The sequence below is a fragment of the Candidatus Njordibacter sp. Uisw_056 genome (genome assembly GCF_047730085.1).
Taxonomy (GTDB): Bacteria; Pseudomonadota; Gammaproteobacteria; order Pseudomonadales; family Balneatricaceae; genus Njordibacter.
In genome coordinates this window covers 1,821,372-1,840,961 of the sequence record NZ_CP159830.1, presented here as the reverse complement: position 1 = coordinate 1,840,961, position 19,590 = coordinate 1,821,372, and the positions used below count along the sequence as shown (strand labels likewise).

Genomic DNA, 19,590 nt, shown 5'->3' with positions numbered 1-19,590 from the left:
AAACATATTAAGGATTGAAATCATGGCCGTTAGTTACTTGAAAAAAGCTACCAAATCTTCTGCAACTGGCGAAGATGACACTCGTGCTACAGTGGCAAGAATGCTGTCAGAAATTGAAGTAGGTGGCGAACAAGTCTGTACAGAATACGCAGCAAAGCTAGATGGCTATCATGGCAATATACTGGTTACCAGTGACGACATAGACCAGGCTACATCGCGTTTGTCGCAGCAAGTAAAAGATGACATTCGTTTTGCCCATGAGCGGGTTGATAAATTTGCTCAAAAACAGCGACAGGCACTCATTGATTTTGAAGTAGAGCTATCACCAGGGCTATGGGCAGGCCAGCGCCAAATACCAGTGCAAACTGCGGGATGTTATATCCCTGGTGGGCGCTACTCACATGTGGCTTCTGCAATCATGTCTGTGGCCACGGCTAAGGCAGCAGGCGTAAAGCATGTAGTAGCGTGCTCGCCACCAAAACCCGGTACAGGGGTTAACGATGCTATTTTATATACTGCTAATTATTGTGGCGCAGATACCATTCTAGCTTTAGGTGGAGTGCAGGGCATCGCAGCCATGGCCTTTGGCTTATTCAGTGGCAAAGCTGCCGATGTATTAGCAGGCCCGGGTAATCGTTTTGTGGCCGAAGCAAAACGCATGTTATTTGGCCGTGTGGGTATTGATATGTTTGCAGGCCCCACAGAAATTGCTGTTATTGCAGACCACACAGCAGACCCAAGAATTGTTGCTAGTGACCTTGTAGGGCAGGCGGAGCATGGCCCAGACTCACCAGTTTGGCTGATTAGCTTAGATGAAGATGTTGCCCGTAAAACCATGGAAATAGTGCCAGGTTTGATTGAATCCATGCCAGAACCATCGCGTTCGGCAGCTCGTTCTGCATGGGCAGACTATTCTGAAGTGATTGTGTGTAGTACCCGTGAAGAGGCTGCAGAGGTGAGTGACCGATATGCCGCAGAGCATTTAGAAATACACTGTGAGAACTTAGATTGGTGGGTAGATAACCTTAATAACTATGGTTCATTATTTGTCGGTGAAGAAACGACGGTGACCTATGGCGATAAGTGCTCTGGTACTAACCATATTTTGCCTACTAAGGGCGCAGCGCGCTACACCGGTGGCTTATCGGTTGGGAAGTTTATTAAAACAGTAACGACCCAGCGCATGACCCAAGAAGCTAACCGCGAAGTCGGTGCAGCGGCTGCGCGTATTTCGCGTTTAGAGGGCATGGAAGGGCATGCTCGTAGTGGTGACGATAGGTTGAGCAAGTACTTCCCCACAGAAACATTTAACTTAGGCCATTAAGCCACTTTAGCCACTAAAGCCTCAGCGCTCTAGCAACAGCATCAAAGGTAACGTTTATGACCATGAAAGCACTCGTTTATACCGGCACCCAGGAAGTAGAGTACCGAGATGAAAATATGCCAGTTCCAGGGCCAAATCAAGCATTGATAGAAGTGGCCGCTACAGCTATTTGTGGCTCTGACATGCACGCTTACCATGGCTTAGATGAGCGCCGTGTGCCACCGCTTATTTTGGGCCATGAAGTGGCGGGTAAGCTCGTGTCTGGCGCTGCTCACCTAGTAGGCAAGCAAGTAGTAATCAATCCGTTGATTACCTGTGGCCAGTGCAACCCTTGCCTAGCTGGGCGGGCTAACTTGTGCAGTGATAGAGAGATAATAGGCATGCGCTTAGAGGGTGCTTATGCGCAATATTTAGTGATTGATGAGACTAATTTGCTTATTCCTCCAGCTGTACTAGAACCATGGGTAGCATGCCTTACAGAACCTACAGCTACGGCGTTGCACGCTGTAGCTTTGGTTGAGCGTATAAATTACCGGCCCATGTCAGAACAAACCTGCTTAGTTATTGGTGGTGGCGCCATTGGTTTACTAACCGCCTTAATGTTGGCAGCAAAAGGGTGTTGTAATATTGACTTGGCAGAAACTAATGCCCTGCGCAGAAGCACCATAGAACAACAATCTGTGGCACGGGTGTTTGACCCAAGTACGCAATCTGTGCCTAATGAAAAAGGCTATGACGTCGTTTTTGATTGTGTTGGCGCGGGAGTCACTCGAGCCATGGCTAGTGCCCATGTTGCAGCCGGTGGCATTGTGTCTCATGTGGGTTTGCAAAACAGCCATGAAGGGCTAGATATTCGTCGTATCACCTTACAAGAAATCACCTTGTTGGGGAATTATTGTTATACCCAAGCCGATATGAAAGCGGCTTTAGACATGCTGGCAAGCAATCGCTTGGGTGATCTGAAATGGGTGCAAGTAAGGCCGCTAAGTGAAGGGGCCCAAGCCTTTTCAGACCTACATTACGGCCGAGCTGCTGCTGCTAAAATTGTGTTACAGCCAGATCATCATCTGTAGCGCAAGCTAACGGGCTGCGCCTATCCTTTTGGCCTTGGGGAAGCTGTAATTAAACTGAAAAAATAAGTTGGCTTAGCTGATCTGCGGCAGACCTTAAGTCGCCATGGTTATTTTTAAGGGCATTGATGTCTAAACGCACAGTAGGCCCATGCATGGCAACAGCCCCATGGTAGCGGCCCTTTGGATCTAACACAGGCACTGCTATGGCTATCATGCCATCATAAAATTCTTCATTGTCTAGGGCAAACCCCTGCTTTTGCACTAACGCAAGCTCCTGCATGAGGGGCTCAATGCTATTAACAGTGTTAATGGTGAGGTTTTTAAGGTGCAAGCTTTCCACCATGGTGCGGCGGTTTTTAGGCGTTAGGCTGGCCAGATAGGTTTTACCACTAGCGGTGCAATAAAACGGCACGTGGGTACCTACAGGAAGGTGAATTTGAAACGCCCAGTTAGTTTGTACTCTATCCCTATAAATCATGCCCGGCTGCTCAGGGATAACAAAGTTTACGGTTTCTTTTACCTTACTACTCAGTTTTTCAAGAATTTGGTGCCTTGCACTTGCATGCCAGTCACTGGCTAAAAGCCCGTTGGCCAAAGTTCGCAGAGATGCACTTGGCAGAAGCCGTTTACCATTGGCGTCGTAGTGTAAAAACCCTTCTTCCACCATAGATTTGCACAACCGATGCACGGTTTGTTTGGGCCAATTTAAATGTTGGTTTATTTCTGATGGTGTTAGAGCACTTTGTTGCCTAGCCATCACATCAAGGATGTAAAACAGGCGCATGTTAGTGGCTATTCTATCGGAATCAGACATCTGGTAACTCTCCTTAGTTACTTGCCACCTTAAATAAAAGCTTGAGTTAGATCAAGTAATGTGTTTTTCTGTATCCAGTATGCAGTAAATGAGTATAAAAGTCTCATTTATTGATATAAATATAAATATAAATGCGAATTTAGGGATAGTCGATGCAAAAGCAGTATGACTACATTGTTATTGGTGCAGGTTCAGCGGGATGCGCTGTAGCCAATCGGTTGTCGCAAGATGGCCGTCACACCGTAGCTTTGCTAGAAGCTGGAAGCCGCGACCTAAACCCTTGGATTCATGTGCCTGTGGGCTATTTCAAAACCATGGGCAACCCGTCTACCGATTGGTGCTACAAATCTAAGCCTTGTTCTGGGCTAAATGGGCGCTCTATTCCTTGGCCTAGAGGCAAAGTGCTGGGCGGTAGTAGCTCTATTAATGGGCTGTTGTATGTTCGTGGCCAAGCGCAAGACTTTGATGACTGGGCTAACTTAGGTAACGATGGGTGGCAATGGGATCAAGTGTTGCCCTATTTCATGCGTTCTGAAGACTGGCAGGGAGCAGCCAGTGGTATGAGGGGGCAGGGTGGGCCATTAACGGTATCAGAGACCCGTTTAAGCCGACCTGTAGTTGATGCTTGGTTAGAAGCGGCGCAAAATTTTGGCTACCCTGCCAACAAAGACTACAACGGTAAAGATCAGGAAGGTGTGAGCTTGTTCCAGCTCACTGCTAAAAAAGGCCGGCGCTGCAGTGCAGCTGTTGCTTATCTTAACCCTGCCCGCAGTCGCGCTAACCTCACCATACTCACCGGTTCTTGCGTGGAAAAACTATTATTTGAGGGGAGCCGTGCAACTGGTGTGCAATTAGCCAGTGGCCAGCTGAAAGCTACTAAAGAAGTTATTTTGAGCGCTGGTGCTATAGGCTCGCCACAATTACTGATGGTGTCTGGCATTGGACCTGAAGAGCAGCTAACCCCACACAACATAAACATGGTGAAAGAATTACCTGGTGTGGGCCAAAATTTACAAGACCATTTGCAAGCCAGACCCGTATTTAAATGTGCCGCTAGCACTATTAATACTGAGATAAGTAGCTGGTTTAAACAAGGTTTAATTGGCCTAGAATACCTATTAAAACGCACGGGGCCCATGACTATGGCCGCCAGCTTGGGTACCGGTTTTGTTAAAACACATTTAAGCCCTGGCCGGCCTGATATTCAATTCCATATTCAGCCCTTTAGTGCAGATTCACCCGCTGAAGGCCCGCATAAGTTTGATGCTTTTACCGCTTCAGTATTGCAAATGCGCCCTGAAAGTACAGGGCACTTAAGTTTAGTGTCTGACCGGTTTTCAGATCACCCTGATATTCATCCCAATTATTTGGCCACTGAACTGGACCAAAAAACGATTGTTGAAGGTATAAAAATTGCTCGGCTTATTGCCCAGCACGCGCCATTAAAATCCCTAGTCACCCAAGAACATAGCCCAGGTATTAATATTGGAGAACAAGCAGATGCGGAGATCCTTAATTGGGCAAGAGAGACAGCCACAACCATTTACCACCCCACGGGCACCTGTAAAATGGGGAATGATGATATGGCGGTAGTAGATGCTCAACTTAAAGTGCATGGCATAGAAGGTTTGCGTGTCGCTGACGCGTCTATCATGCCCATTATTACGTCGGGCAATACCAACGCCCCAGCTATTATGATTGGTGAAAAAGCAGCCGCTATGATTCTTCAGGAGATGGTAAATGTTTAATTGGGTAGATATTGGTCAGATTATATTTGCTGATCTGATTTTGTCTGGAGACAACGCCTTAGTAATAGGTATGGCTGCTGCTGGTTTGGCTGCTAATCAACGTAAAAAAGTTATTTTTATTGGCATGGCGTTAGCCGCCTTGTTCCGTATTTTGTTTGCCGTGGGTGCCAGCACCATTATTAGTGTGCCAGGTATCTTATTGTTAGGTGGCCTCTTGCTTGCGTGGGTGTGCTGGCGTTTTTATGGCGAAATTAAAGACTTTGCAGCGCCGCAGCCAGAAGAGACTGTGGTGTCTAGTGAAGATCAGCCAAAGGTAAGCATGCGCAGTGCTTTGGTTACCATTGCCATAGCTGACATTTCTATGTCTTTAGACAATGTTTTGGCAGTAGCTGCCATTGCTCGGGATAATACTCAGTTATTAGTGATGGGTTTAGTATTAGCTATTGTATTAATGGCGTTTTTTGCCACACTAATCATGCGTGTAATGCTAAAGTTTCCAGCTATTGCCTATGTGGGATTGGTGTTTTTAGTCTATTTAACTGGAAAAATGCTGTACGACGGATGGCTAGACCTACTGACCTATTTATAGCTTAGCACTAAGCTTAATTTGAATAAATTTACTGTTGCCAACCCAATAACTTGGGCATGTGTGAAGCCTTCCATGCACCTAGGCAACAGCTGACTGAAGGTATAACAATAATAACGGAGGACATTTTATGTCCGTTTTAAATAAAATGAAGTTGGCTGCTGTTGCTGGGGCGCTGATTATCAGCACCACTGCAGTTTATGCTAAAGACGTGACCATTCGTGTTCAGTCAGTGCTTGGCACTAAATCCGATGAAGTGCACATGTTAAATGAATTTGCTAATGATGTGCGTGAATTGACTGACGGTTCTGTCAATATTGAAATATTGCCAGGTGGTTCGGTTGTTGGTAACACTGACATCATCGATGCGATTGATGCTGGTTTGCTAGACGGTGGTTTTGCGTGGACTCATTATTGGGGTGGTAAGCATCCGGCCGCTAACCTATTTGGTGCTCCTATTGCAGGTGCAGGTGTAGGCCTTGATAACATTGCGTTCCTTTCTTGGTTCCAATACGGCGGTGGTAAAGAGCTTTATGATCGTCTTTGGGACGAAATGGGCGTTAATATTAAAGGCTTTATGTTACAGCCTGTAGGCCCAGAAGCGTTGGGTTGGTTCCCTGAACCTATTAACTCTATGGATGACTTCCGTAAACTGCGTTTCCGTGCTCCCCCAGGCATGGTAGGCCAAGCTTATAAAGACATTGGCGTAGCCTCTGTTGCTATGGGCGGTGGTGATATTCTACCTGCGCTTGAAAAAGGCACAATTGACGCTGCCGAATGGTGCTGTCCAAAGCCTGATAGTGTGTTTGGTTTCCAAAAAGTATTGAAGCACTACTACCTACAAGGTCTTCACCAGGTGGTTGTAAATGCTGACATGTACTTAAATGGCGATGTTTATGACTCTCTATCTGCTATGCAAAAGAAAGCGATAGAAGTAGCTGCCAATGCATCTTTGTCAAAATCTATCTCTTACCGCATCTATGAGAACGGTAAGGCTTTGAAAGACTTGACTGAGAACCACGGTGTGCAATTGCATGATACGCCAGCAGATTATTTCCCTGCGTATATGAATGCGGCAAACGCGCTGCTTCAAAAGTCTTCTGACGAGAATGAGTTTTTTGCAGAAGTTTGGCAGTCACAAAAAGATTTCGCTGCAATCGCAGTACCTTTCTGGGCTGGTGCACAGGCATCTAATGCTAGTTTAGGTAAAGCCTTTGCTGATAGCATCAAGTAATAATATGTATTAACTTGATATCGACCTAGTACACAGTGCTAGGTCGATTTTTAGTACCGCAATCATTAAGGTTGTAAATAGTTAAGGTGGTAAGAGGTTTATCATAGTCTTCTGGCTCTTTTTATACAGGAATCTATGATAGATTTTTTTCAAATTGTAACGATCAGTTACACTGATTTAAGCCAGTTGTTTGACGATAACGCATTAATAATAATTATAGACAATAATAAGAGGAAGCCAAAATGGCGACACAAGTAACAGACATCGGTGAGCTTGAAATTACTGATGAATTAATCGCAGAGCGTCGCGCCGAGAAACCTGGAGAAACCCCAGAGGATATGACGCCTTGGCAACGTCCCATTACTGCTTTTATAGATGTGCTAAATTTATGGATGGGGCGCATCATTTGTCTGGCCATTCTCCCTTTGGTGGCCGTAATGGTTACCGAAGTATTTTCCCGAGGCATGTTTGCGTTACTGGTTTCTTATGACTTAGATGACCTTGCCCGTGCTATAAATTTGGGGCCTACCACATGGGCGTATGACGTGAGTCGAATGCTTGGCGGGGTAATATTTATGGCGGCATCAGGCTATGCCTTGATGCGAGGTGTGCATATTCGCGCTGATTTTATCTACCGTACTTGGCATACGACAACCCAAGCCACTGTTGATGCGGTGTTGTACCTAATGTTTTATTTCCCCGCTATGCTGCTGTTCTTTTGGAGCGCACTAGGCTTTGCGGGTGACTCTTTAGGCTTTAATGGTTGGGGTGAAGAGTGGGGCATTTGGGAAGATGCGAGTGCAGACTCTACCTGGGCACCTTACTTATGGCCTTCGCGTATTTTTATGCCTATTGGTGCAGGCCTTCTGTTCTTGCAGGGCTTCCCTGAGCTATTTCGCGCTTTTCACCAAATGGGAAAAGTAAGAGAAGCAAAATTCTTAAAATTCTTCCCGTTTTACCTAATAGGCCTAGGGTGTGTTTTTACATCAGTGTTCTATCCAGACGTGCTGCCACTGGGTGATTGGCTAGGAAGTCTGCTAGGTGATGTTAGCATTTCAAAACCTATGGTTGGTATGCTGATGTTAGCAGCCATGTTGTTTTCGATCTTCATCGGTTTCCCTATTTCGTTTACGTTGATTTTTCTTGGGTTTGTGTTTGCTTCAATAGGCGGCAGCAGTAAATTAGCGTTCTTCTTGCTTACCCTGCAAGTGAACTCTACGATGATGAATGACCAGCTTGTAGCGGTGCCCTTGTTTATTTTCATGGGTATTATGATGGAACAAGCAGGGCTTATGGAACGCCTGTTTAACGCCGTGCAAATGATGATGTCTCGCACGCGGGGTGCGTTGTTTGTTGCAGTGTTGTTTGTGTCAATGATTTTCGCAGCGGCTACGGGCATTGTTGGCGCGTCGGTTACTATATTGGGCATTATGGCAGCCAAAACCATGAATCGCTCTAATTATGATGTGCGTTTATCGGCGGGTGCTATTACTGCAGGTGGAACTTTAGGCATATTAATACCGCCTTCCATTATGTTAATTGTGATGGGGCCTGTATTAGAAGTGCCTGTAACAGACTTATTTCGGGCGGCAGTGTTGCCTGGCGTGTTATTGGCTAGTTTGTACATGATTTACACTATTGGCCGTTGCATGATTAACCCTGATCTTGGGCCTATTTTGCCTGAAGACGAGCAGCCAGAAACATCACCTTATTATGGGCTAGAAGTTATATTAGTGATGTCTGGCTTGGGCATGTTTGTATTCCTATGCATTGCAGCAACCAAGGGTGGCTTGTCATTCTTCCCACTTGCAGGACTTGTCATTCCATTGCTATGGATTGGTTTAATGTTCTGGTTGTTTAAATGGGCTCGCGAAGTAAGGCCCAAAGGTTTCTATTTTTCTGACCTGTGGTATGAGTTCTTTATGGGCTTGGTGCCACCCACGGTGCTTATTGCGTTCTCCTTAGGCTCCATTGTGGCTGGGCTTGCAACGCCAGCAGAGGCCGCTGCGTGTGGTGCTTTTGGTTCGTTAGTTCTATCTATCGCCTATAAAAAGTTTTCTATTGCCAGCGGCTATGATGCATTGGTTAAAACTTTAGAAATTACGGTTCTGATTATGTTTCTGGTGGCGGCATCAAACTTTTTTGGTGCAGTATTCTCCAACCTAGGCACACCTCAAATGCTTACGGAATTGCTCCTGTCCTTTGACCTGTCGTCTTGGGCAATGCTGTTTTTTATATTAGCGTTAATTTTTGTGCTGGGTTGGCCGTTAGAGTGGGTGCCTATTGTATTGATTATTGTGCCTATTCTTTTGCCAGTGGTAGAAACCTTAGACTTTGGTTTAAGTCAGGCAGACTTGTTAATCTGGTTTGCCATATTGGTGGCAGTAAACCTTCAAACCGCCTGGTTAAGCCCGCCTGTTGCGTTGTCTGCGTACTTCTTAAAAGGGGTAGTGCCAGAATGGGATTTAAAGGATATTTACCTAGGCATGATGCAGTTTATGGTTATTCAGTTAATCGGTTTAGCCTTGATCATATTCTTCCCACAAATTGCCTTGTGGTTGCCTAACTACTGGTAGTCACTGTAACACTAAGAATTAACTGAGCGCCAAGACATTGGCGCACATAAAAAGCCACCCCCCCCATGGTTAACGTTTTAAGGGGTGTGGCTCATAGGCTTGTTATGAGCATTTAACATGGCTTAAACCAAACCTTTGGTTGCCTCACCATTAAGACAACCCGTACCTTAAAAATTAGTTCTAGTGGTTTTTGCGTCGAGTCCGCTCAACATAGTTTATATGTAGGCGGGCGAGGCGTTTTTTTTACTAACTTAACTGGGCTAATCGAAATAACATATTTGGTTCTAAGGTATTAGCCAATAGTTTAGTATCCTTTACTCATGATGTAAGAATGGTTAACTCCTTCTAATCATTTAACTCACTTTCAAACCAATTTAGGTGTAATTAATTATGAAAATGACTACAGAAGAAGCGTTTGTAAAAACCTTACAAATGCATGGCATTGAACACGCATTTGGTATTATTGGCTCTGCCATGATGCCCGTTTCTGACATTTTTGAAAAAGCTGGCATTAGCTTCTGGGATTGTGCCCATGAAGGCTCTGGCGGCATGATGGCAGATGGCTATACCCGCGCTACTGGCAAAATGAGCATGATGATTGCTCAAAATGGCCCCGGCATAACCAACTTTGTTACGCCTGTTAAAACAGCTTACTGGAACCACACCCCATTGTTGTTAGTAACGCCTCAAGCGGCTAACAAAACCATTGGCCAAGGTGGTTTCCAAGAAGTAGAGCAAATGGCTTTATTTCAAGACATGGTTTGTTATCAAGAAGAAGTGCGTGACCCATCACGCATTGCAGAAGTGCTGGATCGGGTTATTGCTAATGCACATCGTTTTTCAGCGCCTGCGCAAATCAATATTCCACGTGACATGTTCACTCAAGTTGTGGATATTGACTTGCCAACCATGATTGATTTTGAACTGCCTTCTGGTGGTGAAATGGCTATCGCTGAAGCCGCTAAGCTGTTGTCTTCTGCTAAGTCTCCAGTGATCCTAAACGGTGCTGGCGTGGTATTGGCTGCGGGCGGCATTGCGGCCTCTATGGCTTTAGCAGAACGCTTAGACGCGCCAGTATGTTGTGGTTATCAGCATAACGATGCGTTCCCGGGTTCACACCCATTATTTGCTGGCCCACTAGGCTACAACGGTTCTAAAGCTGGCATGCAATTAATTAAAGATGCAGACGTAGTATTGGCTTTAGGCACACGTTTAAACCCATTTTCTACCTTGCCAGGCTACGGCATAGATTACTGGCCTAAAAATGCCAAAATCATTCAAGTAGACCTTAAGCCAGAGCGCATTGGTTTAACCAAGCCCGTTTCTGTAGGCATTGTCGGTGACGCAGCTAAAGTAGCCAACGGCATTTTAGCTCAACTTTCTGCGACTGCTGGCGATGCAGACCGTGCTGAGCGTAAAGCTCACACTGCTGCCACCAAAGCGGCTTGGGATGTTGAACTAGCAGCAATGACTAACGAAGAAGACGACCCAGGTACCACTTGGAACGAACGTGCCCGCGCTGCGAAGCCTGAATGGCTAAGCCCACGCATGGTGTGGCGTGCAATTGCTTCGGTTATGCCAAAAGATGCCATTATCTCCTCTGACATTGGTAATAACTGTGCCATTGGTAATGCTTACCCAACGTTTGAAGAAGGCCGTAAGTATTTAGCACCTGGATTATTTGGCCCATGTGGTTACGGATTGCCCGCAGTAGTAGGCGCTAAAATTGGTTGCCCAGATACCCCTGTCATTGGTTTCTCTGGCGACGGTGCCTTTGGTATTGCTGTTACAGAATTAACCGCCATTGGCCGTGATGAGTGGCCAGCAGTAACGATGATTGTGTTCCGTAACTACCAGTGGGGTGCAGAGAAGCGTAACTCTACCTTATGGTTTGATGACAACTTCGTAGGCACAGAGCTAGACGAAAACGTTAACTATGCTGCCATAGCTGATGCCTGTGGCCTAAAAGGCGTACAAGCACGCACTATGGATGAAGTGAGCTCTTCACTTAGCCAAGCGTTAGTAGACCAAGCAGCGGGCAAAACCACGCTCATTGAAATTCTAATTAACCAAGAGCTAGGCGACCCGTTCCGCCGTGACGCTATGAAGAACCCAGTAGAAGTAGCTGGCATTAGCCTGGGCGACATGCGTCCTCAAAAAGGCGCATAATCGTTTAGATTGCTGTCTAAAGCCTCAGAGCAACAGTTTTTACTGTTATTTTGGGGCTTTTTTTTAACTTTTTTCTGCCCCCTATTTACCTTCTATAAACACTTGTATGTTTTTGCTTTATGCGCTTTGCCTAGTAAAGTGGAGCAACACTTTACGCCTCATTAATACACACAATGCCAGTTTCAGGTATAATACAGCGGAATTTTACAACCACTGTTAGACCAAAACCATGACTGCTATTCGTACCCGCATTGCACCCTCTCCAACCGGTGACCCACACCTAGGCACAGCCTACATTGCCTTATTTAATCTGGCATTTGCACGTCAGCACGGCGGCGAGTTTATTTTACGTATTGAAGACACAGATCAAGAGCGCAGCACCCCAGAATCTGAGAAAGCCATTTTAGATTCATTACGGTGGTTGGGTATTGAGTGGAGTGAAGGCCCAGACGTGGGAGGGCCTCATGGCCCTTATCGCCAAAGTGAGCGAGGCAGTATTTATAAAGACTACGCTGATCAACTAGTAAATAATGGGCATGCGTTCTATTGCTTTGCCACCAGTGAAGAGCTTAATGACCTTCGTCGTCACCAAACAGAAAACAAATTGCCTATTGGCTACGACGGCCGTGGTTTAGCGCTGTCTCCAACACAAGTACAGCAGCACCTAGATGATGGCATTCCTCACGTGGTTCGCATGAAAATTCCACGTGAAGGCATGTGCGTATTCCAAGACATGTTGCGTGGCAGCATCGAAATTGAATGGGCTCAAGTAGACATGCAAGTGCTGCTAAAAGCAGATGGCATGCCCACTTATCATTTAGCCAACGTAGTGGATGACCACCTCATGGGGATTACCCATGTGCTGCGTGGCGAAGAGTGGATTAACTCAGCCCCTAAGCATCAATTACTTTACCAGTACTTTGGTTGGGACATGCCAGAACTGTGCCACTTGCCGCTATTACGTAACCCAGATAAAAGCAAACTGTCTAAGCGCAAAAACCCCACCAGTATTATGTATTACCAGCGCATGGGTTACTTGCCCGAAGCGTTGTTAAACTATCTGGGCCGCATGGGTTGGTCTATGCCCGATGAACGAGAAAAGTTTAGCTTAGCAGAAATGGTTGCAAACTTTGACGTAAACCGTGTGTCTTTAGGTGGCCCTATATTCGACCAAGACAAGCTTTCTTGGCTTAATGGGCTATGGATAAGAGAAAACCTAAACGACGCAGAATTCATACAGCGCATGCAAACCTGGGCCATTAACAATAATTTCTTAGCCCCAATCGTACCCCTCATTAAGCCCCGTGTAGACAAGTTTAGTGATGTGTTGCCATTGGCTGGGTTTTTCCTTAGCGGCATGCTTGACCTTACACAAGACGAACTAGCCAATAAAAAGCTAGAACCAGAGCAAGTGCGCAAAGCATTGCAGTTTACCTTGTGGCGCTTAGAGGCTTTGCGCCATTGGCAAAAAGATGACATTTTTGCTATCTGTAAAGGTATGGCAGAAACCCTAGAGATTAAGCCAAAAGATTTGTTTGCCACCTTGTTTGTTGTGATTACAGGCACAGCAAATTCCGTGTCTGTATTTGATGCGATGCAAATACTTGGCCCAGACATGAGCAGGGCGCGTATTCGCCATGCAGTAGACCTATTAGGCGGGGTTTCTAAGAAAGAAGCCAAGCGCTGGGATAAAGAATACCAAGCACTCTAAAGTGTATAGGGCAAGTGAGCGGAAGTGATTGATTAAAAACAGTCTTTTTCTGCTAAAACTAATAAAAAGAGGCTTGCAATACAGCCTCATATGCCTATAATACGCCTCCACCAAGCCGTAAAGCAGCATTAATAGCGTCTTGATGATCCTCGTGTGGGGCCTTAGCTCAGTTGGTAGAGCGCAACACTGGCAGTGTTGAGGTCAACGGTTCGACCCCGTTAGGCTCCACCAAATTCACATCTCAGTACGTCCGAGATGATCCTAGAACCAGCGTAATTGCTGGTTTTTTTGTCTCTACTGTGTCTAAATAGATCCTATAAGATACCCCCACATCCAGCTAAAGGTAGGGGTATATTTGGGGGTAGTTGCAGAAGAACCACTAAAAAACCCTTAATTATACCCCCACCGAACATAACGGTGAATATTATGGCTCTTACAGATACGGTGATCAGGCAAGCAAAAGCTAAAGAAAAAGACTATAAGCTAAGTGACGCTAAAGGTCTTTATGTGCTGGTAACCAAGACAGGTTCCAAACACTGGCGTATGAAGTATCGTATCGGCCAAAAAGAAAAGCTTCTTTCCATTGGAACGTACCCAAACATTTCTCTCAAAAGTGCACGTAAGGCCTGTGAACAAGCAAGAGATGAGCTCGATCGGGGTATTGATCCCTCTCAAGCTAAAAAGGCTAGGAAAGCCTCACAAATAAATGCTTATGCAAACGATCTCGAAACAATTGCTAGGGAATGGCACAAGCAACAGGCTGTTCACTGGAGTGATAGCTATAGTCAAAAAGTTTTGAGTTCGTTGCAAAGGGATTTATTCCCCTTTATGGGCACACTTCCAATCTCTCAAATTTCATCACAAACCCTGTTGCAAACACTTCGCCGTGTTGAGGCTCGTGGGGCCTCAGAAAGTGCTCACAGGCTTAAGCAGCTTGTTGGACAGGTCTTTTGTTACGCTGTCGCAACGGGCCGTGCAGAGCGCGACATTACCCCAGAGTTAAAAGGGGCATTAGGAACTCCTATTAAAAAACACTTTCCTGCTATCACAGAACCAGCAAAGGTTGGCAGGTTGCTTAGTATGATCCATAATTATCAGGGCACTGTTACTGTATGCGCAGCTTTGAAGTTAGCGCCGTTAGTCTTTGTGCGGCCTGCAGAGCTTAGGCACGCTGAGTGGCAAGAAATAGATTTTGAGGCCGAGCAGTGGTGTATACCAGGTTCTAAAATGAAAATGGCACAAGATCATATTGTGCCCCTTAGTCGTCAGGCACTTGTTATTCTAGCAGAGCAAAAAATGGTTACTGGTCATTATAGTAATTATGTTTTTCCATCACTGAGAGGCCCATCTCGGCCTATGAGTGACAACGCTATCCTTGTAGCTTTTCGGGCTATGGGTATAACCAAAGAAGAGATGACAGGGCATGGTTTTAGGGCAATGGCTAGAACCTTATTAGATGAAGTTTTAGATGAGCGTGTGGAACTAATCGAACATCAATTAGCGCACGCCGTTAAGGATACTTTGGGTAGAGCATATAACCGCACTAAACACCTTCCGCAGCGAAAAGTGATGATGCAGCGGTGGGCTGATTATCTTGATTCTTTGCATTAGAGTGTTGATCACCGAGTAGTCAGTAATGGCTGAGTGTGCTGGAAAAATGTTGATAAAATGCCTCCTTTGAGGCCTTCAACTTACCTTAAAAAACGTATTAAACTAACGAGAAAAATTGTTACTCAGAACTTAATTTTGTAATAGAGTAAATTGCTTCTTCGATGTGATGATCGTCTAAAGATCCCAAGGCAGCGCCATGTGTGTACTCGATGTACACAAGGTCTTCTTCCCAGCTTTTGATTGCTAAATCGTAATTTTTTTCTTGTCTTTTTGCGTTTGTGGCAAACATGACAAGGCTATCAACCATCTTTTTTAGTCGCTGTTCAGAAGCCATTGCACCCCATTCAGCTTTATATGTTAGATCAGCAATGTCAGATAAGTCATCATTTAAAAATATGTAATCTAAGATTTCTCTTCGCTTGCCGACCTTGATATCGCTGCTCATGCCCACAGAATAGCCACTTGCCCTTAGTAGGCCTAGGTCTCGCCAGTCAAAGCCATTAGAGCCTATAGCTTGTTGGCGTCTGGTTTTAATATAATCAAAAACCCTAGGCTTATGTTTGTCATGATCCTTATCTGTAGGAGATTTTGCCCAATTTTTGAGTTCTTCAAACATCTTATTGAGAATTTCTATTTTTGAGTCGGGTGCAACTTTTTTGCGATGCTGTAACTCATAAACGATACAGCCTAACTCCTCTGCGTCTTCAGTATCTTGGCCTCGCTGTAGAAGCTCAATTGCTGTATCTGTAGAGTAGGGTCGGTTGGATGCTCTTGTTAAATCCATATTCAAACTCCTTGTAATGAAAATGACTACTTTTAGTACTTTACCTTAAATTTTTATTTATTGCAGAGAGCCAATCCTTATGCAGTCTGCTTTAAGTTAATCTAATGATCCATGAGGGTTGCTAAAGTTTGGTGCAACACACCTGCTAAGCTCGCCCATAATGCCGCTAATACAGCCTTAAAGGGCCTCTAAATAGAAATTCTATAAATTCATTAGGAGGAGTTTAAAAGGTGCTAATTTATGCCTACTTACTAGCTAATATATCTGATGCCGAACAGAGTTTACTGTTTGACGATAACCACATATTGAGACTGACTTTGATGCGCTTAAACAATTAAATAAAATTCTTTTTGAAAAAGGACGATAGACTTCCTTGTACTTTATAACCTTTGCTTGAAACTATCAACGTATAAGGCAAACCAACTATGAGTACTAAAATTCTACGTCTTCCTGAAATTATAGCCCTAACAGGTCTCTCCAGGTCAACAGTATACAATCGTGTAGCAACTGGAAACTTCCCCACTTCAATATCGCTAGGGGGTCGCTCTGTAGGCTGGGTGGCGTCGGAAGTGGATGCTTGGTTACATAATCAAATTAAGGCTAGTCGCTCCGATACAAACCAAGGGACAGGTGACGCTCTATGAAAACTTATTCTTCTCAACATCTAAATCATAATTGGCCACTAGGCGTTATAAGTAAATGCCGTTTACCGATGACTGGAGCTGCAATAAGCTCCAGTCATAAAGGTGATAAAAATGGACATTAATATTTTTTTAGGTCACCTTAATAAAGTAAGAAAAAGCAAGTCAGGTTGGATGGCATGCTGTCCTAATCATGATGATAATTCCCCTAGCTTATCAATAAAGCAAGGAGTCGATTGTATTCTTATACATTGTTTTGCAGGGTGTGATTCTGGTGAGGTGATGGGCAGCATCGGATTATCATTGGCCGACTTGTATCAAAAGCAAAATGGCGCCAAAACGGGTGTAATGCAATGGGATAAAACGATTTTAAAGTCAGTTGTATTTCATGAAAGCATCTACATAGCTATGTGTGAAAACCTCGCAGGGTCAAGTCGAGAGTTGACCCCAATGGAAATGTCTAGGCTTACTCTAGCTAAACGGCGCCTTCCCAAAGCAATGGAGGTGCTTAATGACTGCTGATATAGACCAACATTTTCAACAATTAGATAAGGTGCCTTCTGTTTCTTGGGACTCTATTTCATGTTCTGACCTAGGCCTTAAAGTTGGGTCCGTTGGGTGGGACGTGCAACAATCTTTTATTATAAAGAGTCTTGTTCCAGCGGGATCGCTTATGAGCATTTATGGGCCAAGTGGAAGTTATAAAAGCTTTCAAGCATTATCATGGGGATGCCATATAGCCACAGGTATTGATTGGGATGGAAGAAAGGTAGAGCGGGGGTCTGTTCTTTATGTGGCCGCCGAAGGAGGGCCGCAGGTTGCGAAACGTATTAAAGCGTGGGAAAAAGAAAATGGCGTTGAGGCTCATGGCTTGGTCAGGCTGGATCGACCGGTTCTACCTTCTGAGTGTGAAGAGCAACAGTTTATTATTGCTTGTTGTGGGGCTATTGAAGAAGAATCTGGTATGCCAGTTAAGTTGATTGTATTTGATACATTGGCGCGATGTTTTGGCGGGAATGATGAAAATTCAGCGAGAGATATGGGTTCCTTTATTAATGGTTGTGACGTTATAAAGCAGGCCGTAGGAGCTTCAGTTTTGATCATCCATCACACAGGTAAAACTGAAGGTAATGGAGCCCGTGGTTCCAGTGCATTAAGGGCGGCTTTGGATTGCGAATTCTTTGTTACAAAGGAAGATCCCCATAAAATAGGTTTTTCTTTGACCTGCATGAAAATGAAGGACTCTGAACCACCAAAGAACGCGGGCTACGAGCTCAAAAAAATAGACCTGCGTGTTGATGAGGATGGTGATACGGTCACCTCGTTAGTAGTCATACCGAATGGTTGTGATGTGTTGTCGCGGGTTCGGGTGGAAGGCAGGAAATTGTCGCAAGGGCAAGCAGTATTATGGGGCCTCATTAGAGCACGATTACAATCAGAGCTACCTTGTACAAGGTCACTAGTTAGAGATGACTATAAAGCCGCAGAAGGTACCTCAGCCGCGCACTTCTCTAGAACGTTGAAGCAATTATGTGAAAAAGAGCTCATAGACCTGAGTGGTGATGAAATCACCATGGGTTCAAAAAGTGGTGAGCTGGCTGGATAGTAATAGTGGTGAGTGGTGAACTGCACCATTTTCACCACTACTTTCTCTATAGAGTAAAACTGGTTAAAAACAGTGTTTTTATTATATAAATTTAATATTATCAATGACTTACAGTGTTACTACTTGCTGTTAATCTGGTTTGGGGTGGTGAATGAGGGAAGTGGTTAGTCAGTGGTGAAGCTAGGTCAAGAAAATGTAACCCATTTCTTAATGCTAGCCTGAGTATAAACTTAAGTATACGGGACCAATAATATCTTTGATCTTTGTAGTTCCCTTATGGCTCGCAGAGCAAGTGGTATTTTCTGATACATTCCTAATGTGCTCGGAAAGCTCCATGATAGGGGGGGTGCACCCCCTTTCGCCGTTTAGTTTTCAGACGTTTTTGACTCCCTAGGAGCAATTGAACAGCGAGCTATTTTGAAAACAAGGTGTCTCGGATCTGTGATAAAACAAAGGTTTTGTGCATATTAATAGGCATTCAGTCAGGGATAAGTTTGCCTAAGGAGTAATTGATCAAAATGGCACGAATAGGTATAAACGATCAGCCAAATGATGGAGAAAGTCTTTTTAACTTGGCTCAAAAGATTATCCAAAGCTCTAAGTCTCGTGAAGAAAACGATATGTTCAAGGAATTGGTGATAAGGGCCGCAGAGTTAGATTATCCTGAAGCCCAGTTTCAACTGTCCAGCCTTTACGCAAAAGGGATTCGGAGGGAAGGAGACACTCACCTAGCTTTGGAATGGTGCACTAAAGCAGCAAATAATGGCCTTGTTGCTGCACAACGTGATTTAGGAATAAAAGCTTATGAAGGGTTTGCGGGGGAATGTAACTTTGAAGAAGCAATTAAATGGTTCTCTGTGGCGGATGAACTGGGTGACATGGAGTCTAAGTGCTGGTTAGGAATCATGCATATCGAAGGCAAGGGTTTTCCTAAAAACCACTCATTGGGGCATAGCCTAATTTTATGAGCAGCTAAAAACGGTTGTAAAAAAGCCCATCTAGAATTGGCGTACATGTACGAATTTGGAACAGACGTCATTATAATTGCTACAGATAAAGCAGAAGACAGTTTTTTCCATGCGCTGGATCTTTTTGGACTTAGGCCAGATGAAAGGACTACTAAAAAGGTTGTGGAGCCAGCCGATGAGAAATTTTCTCCTCAAGGAGAAAAACGTTTTTCAGAACAATGGAATGATATTAGTCCTCGTTTTAAATATGAAAGAACTGTTCAAAAATTTTGGTTACCGGCAGCTCAGCGAGGTTATTCTGAGGTACAATTTCAGTTGGCTACACAGTATGACAGACTCCATTTGTGGGAACCCAATACCCCGGTACTTGCTATACCTTGGTACGAAAGAGCATCCGAACAGGGTCATGTTCAGGCGCAAATAGATCTGGCTACTTTGTTGAAGCGTATTGAATTGGATAGGGAATGATATGCAAGATTTTAAACTAGGCCATAATATGGCCAACAGGTGGGTCAAAATTCAGTGCAAATGCTAGTTCATAATTGGATGCAATTTAACAATAGCATGTACTTACCCTATTCCAATATCGGATACAACATCAGAAATAAAGGTTTAACCTCTTTTTGGTGTGCCAGAAATAGCGCAAATCTGGAGTTTAGCCTTTGTCAGAGGGGTGTGTTTTTAAACACTTATTGTAGGGTCTTGGCAATTATTGAATGGATATTGTGTAAAAATTCAGAATCTG

General features: G+C 44.5%; 16 protein-coding genes and 1 tRNA gene. 15 read left to right on the top strand and 2 right to left on the bottom strand.

Features of this window, described 5'->3' with window-relative positions:
* Window positions 1-22: 22 nt before the first annotated feature.
* Both hisD and ABXT60_RS08885 read left to right on the top strand, forming a co-directional pair.
* Window positions 23-1,324, top strand: coding sequence for a histidinol dehydrogenase (hisD, locus tag ABXT60_RS08890; RefSeq protein ID WP_443629790.1), 1,302 nt, complete (start codon window positions 23-25; stop codon window positions 1,322-1,324).
* Between the two features lie 56 nt (window positions 1,325-1,380).
* Window positions 1,381-2,397 carry an alcohol dehydrogenase catalytic domain-containing protein gene (locus ABXT60_RS08885; RefSeq protein WP_443629789.1) on the top strand — a complete coding sequence of 339 codons (1,017 nt, stop codon included), beginning with the start codon at window positions 1,381-1,383 and terminating at the stop codon, window positions 2,395-2,397.
* A 49-nt stretch (window positions 2,398-2,446) separates the two neighbouring features.
* Here ABXT60_RS08885 and ABXT60_RS08880 read toward each other — a convergent pair whose 3' ends face one another.
* On the bottom strand, window positions 2,447-3,211 hold the full coding sequence (locus ABXT60_RS08880) for an IclR family transcriptional regulator (RefSeq protein WP_443629788.1): 765 nt from the start codon (window positions 3,209-3,211) through the stop codon (window positions 2,447-2,449).
* Between the two features lie 152 nt (window positions 3,212-3,363).
* Here ABXT60_RS08880 and ABXT60_RS08875 point away from each other — a divergent pair, with 152 nt between their 5' ends.
* From ABXT60_RS08875 to ABXT60_RS08840, 8 genes are all read left to right on the top strand, one after another.
* Window positions 3,364-4,959 (top strand): GMC family oxidoreductase, encoded by a 1,596-nt coding sequence (locus ABXT60_RS08875; protein ID WP_443629787.1) that lies wholly within the window; start codon window positions 3,364-3,366, stop codon window positions 4,957-4,959.
* On the top strand, window positions 4,952-5,548 hold the full coding sequence (locus ABXT60_RS08870; protein WP_443629786.1) for a YjbE family putative metal transport protein: 597 nt from the start codon (window positions 4,952-4,954) through the stop codon (window positions 5,546-5,548). The genes ABXT60_RS08875 and ABXT60_RS08870 overlap by 8 nt, the downstream gene beginning before the upstream one ends.
* Before the next feature lie 127 nt (window positions 5,549-5,675).
* On the top strand, window positions 5,676-6,779 hold the full coding sequence (locus ABXT60_RS08865; RefSeq protein ID WP_443629785.1) for a TRAP transporter substrate-binding protein: 1,104 nt from the start codon (window positions 5,676-5,678) through the stop codon (window positions 6,777-6,779).
* 242 nt (window positions 6,780-7,021) lie between these two features.
* Complete coding sequence (locus ABXT60_RS08860) at window positions 7,022-9,355, top strand: TRAP transporter large permease subunit (protein WP_443629784.1); 2,334 nt, start codon at window positions 7,022-7,024, stop codon at window positions 9,353-9,355.
* 390 nt (window positions 9,356-9,745) lie between these two features.
* Window positions 9,746-11,524 (top strand): sulfoacetaldehyde acetyltransferase, encoded by a 1,779-nt coding sequence (gene xsc / locus ABXT60_RS08855; protein ID WP_443629783.1) that lies wholly within the window; start codon window positions 9,746-9,748, stop codon window positions 11,522-11,524.
* A gap of 229 nt (window positions 11,525-11,753) precedes the next feature.
* Window positions 11,754-13,235, top strand: a complete 1,482-nt coding sequence (gene gltX, locus ABXT60_RS08850; RefSeq protein ID WP_443629782.1) for a glutamate--tRNA ligase — start codon at window positions 11,754-11,756, stop codon at window positions 13,233-13,235.
* 155 nt (window positions 13,236-13,390) lie between these two features.
* A tRNA-Ala gene (locus ABXT60_RS08845) sits at window positions 13,391-13,466 on the top strand.
* Window positions 13,467-13,661: 195 nt separating this feature from the next.
* Window positions 13,662-14,846 (top strand): tyrosine-type recombinase/integrase, encoded by a 1,185-nt coding sequence (locus tag ABXT60_RS08840; protein ID WP_443629781.1) that lies wholly within the window; start codon window positions 13,662-13,664, stop codon window positions 14,844-14,846.
* A gap of 118 nt (window positions 14,847-14,964) precedes the next feature.
* Here the strand turns inward: ABXT60_RS08840 and ABXT60_RS08835 are convergent, their stop codons facing one another.
* A complete protein-coding gene (locus ABXT60_RS08835) occupies window positions 14,965-15,630 on the bottom strand; it encodes a hypothetical protein (RefSeq protein WP_443629780.1) in 666 nt (221 codons plus the stop codon).
* A 425-nt stretch (window positions 15,631-16,055) separates the two neighbouring features.
* Between ABXT60_RS08835 and ABXT60_RS08830 the strand changes: the two genes are divergently transcribed.
* The 5 genes from ABXT60_RS08830 (at window position 16,056) to ABXT60_RS08810 (ending at window position 19,313) form a co-directional block, all read left to right on the top strand.
* Window positions 16,056-16,274 carry a helix-turn-helix transcriptional regulator gene (locus ABXT60_RS08830; RefSeq protein WP_443629779.1) on the top strand — a complete coding sequence of 73 codons (219 nt, stop codon included), beginning with the start codon at window positions 16,056-16,058 and terminating at the stop codon, window positions 16,272-16,274.
* 111 nt (window positions 16,275-16,385) lie between these two features.
* On the top strand, window positions 16,386-16,793 hold the full coding sequence (locus tag ABXT60_RS08825; RefSeq protein WP_443629778.1) for a CHC2 zinc finger domain-containing protein: 408 nt from the start codon (window positions 16,386-16,388) through the stop codon (window positions 16,791-16,793).
* Window positions 16,783-17,877, top strand: coding sequence for a helicase RepA family protein (locus ABXT60_RS08820; protein ID WP_443629777.1), 1,095 nt, complete (start codon window positions 16,783-16,785; stop codon window positions 17,875-17,877). The genes ABXT60_RS08825 and ABXT60_RS08820 overlap by 11 nt, the downstream gene beginning before the upstream one ends.
* A 518-nt stretch (window positions 17,878-18,395) precedes the next feature.
* Window positions 18,396-18,845 carry a tetratricopeptide repeat protein gene (locus tag ABXT60_RS08815; RefSeq protein WP_443629776.1) on the top strand — a complete coding sequence of 150 codons (450 nt, stop codon included), beginning with the start codon at window positions 18,396-18,398 and terminating at the stop codon, window positions 18,843-18,845.
* A gap of 45 nt (window positions 18,846-18,890) precedes the next feature.
* Window positions 18,891-19,313 carry a hypothetical protein gene (locus ABXT60_RS08810; protein WP_443629775.1) on the top strand — a complete coding sequence of 141 codons (423 nt, stop codon included), beginning with the start codon at window positions 18,891-18,893 and terminating at the stop codon, window positions 19,311-19,313.
* The last annotated feature ends 277 nt before the right edge of the window (window positions 19,314-19,590 follow it).

What these genes read in the sequence shown, in the direction of transcription:
- hisD (WP_443629790.1), top strand. Translation starts at nt 23, where the DNA reads ATGGCCGTTAGTTACTTGAAAAAAGCTACCAAATCTTCTGCAACTGGC.
- ABXT60_RS08885 (WP_443629789.1), top strand. Translation starts at nt 1,381, where the DNA reads ATGACCATGAAAGCACTCGTTTATACCGGCACCCAGGAAGTAGAGTAC.
- ABXT60_RS08880 (WP_443629788.1), bottom strand. Translation starts at nt 3,211, where the DNA reads ATGTCTGATTCCGATAGAATAGCCACTAACATGCGCCTGTTTTACATC.
- ABXT60_RS08875 (WP_443629787.1), top strand. Translation starts at nt 3,364, where the DNA reads ATGCAAAAGCAGTATGACTACATTGTTATTGGTGCAGGTTCAGCGGGA.
- ABXT60_RS08870 (WP_443629786.1), top strand. Translation starts at nt 4,952, where the DNA reads ATGTTTAATTGGGTAGATATTGGTCAGATTATATTTGCTGATCTGATT.
- ABXT60_RS08865 (WP_443629785.1), top strand. Translation starts at nt 5,676, where the DNA reads ATGTCCGTTTTAAATAAAATGAAGTTGGCTGCTGTTGCTGGGGCGCTG.
- ABXT60_RS08860 (WP_443629784.1), top strand. Translation starts at nt 7,022, where the DNA reads ATGGCGACACAAGTAACAGACATCGGTGAGCTTGAAATTACTGATGAA.
- xsc (WP_443629783.1), top strand. Translation starts at nt 9,746, where the DNA reads ATGAAAATGACTACAGAAGAAGCGTTTGTAAAAACCTTACAAATGCAT.
- gltX (WP_443629782.1), top strand. Translation starts at nt 11,754, where the DNA reads ATGACTGCTATTCGTACCCGCATTGCACCCTCTCCAACCGGTGACCCA.
- ABXT60_RS08840 (WP_443629781.1), top strand. Translation starts at nt 13,662, where the DNA reads ATGGCTCTTACAGATACGGTGATCAGGCAAGCAAAAGCTAAAGAAAAA.
- ABXT60_RS08835 (WP_443629780.1), bottom strand. Translation starts at nt 15,630, where the DNA reads ATGGATTTAACAAGAGCATCCAACCGACCCTACTCTACAGATACAGCA.
- ABXT60_RS08830 (WP_443629779.1), top strand. Translation starts at nt 16,056, where the DNA reads ATGAGTACTAAAATTCTACGTCTTCCTGAAATTATAGCCCTAACAGGT.
- ABXT60_RS08825 (WP_443629778.1), top strand. Translation starts at nt 16,386, where the DNA reads ATGGACATTAATATTTTTTTAGGTCACCTTAATAAAGTAAGAAAAAGC.
- ABXT60_RS08820 (WP_443629777.1), top strand. Translation starts at nt 16,783, where the DNA reads ATGACTGCTGATATAGACCAACATTTTCAACAATTAGATAAGGTGCCT.
- ABXT60_RS08815 (WP_443629776.1), top strand. Translation starts at nt 18,396, where the DNA reads ATGGCACGAATAGGTATAAACGATCAGCCAAATGATGGAGAAAGTCTT.
- ABXT60_RS08810 (WP_443629775.1), top strand. Translation starts at nt 18,891, where the DNA reads ATGTACGAATTTGGAACAGACGTCATTATAATTGCTACAGATAAAGCA.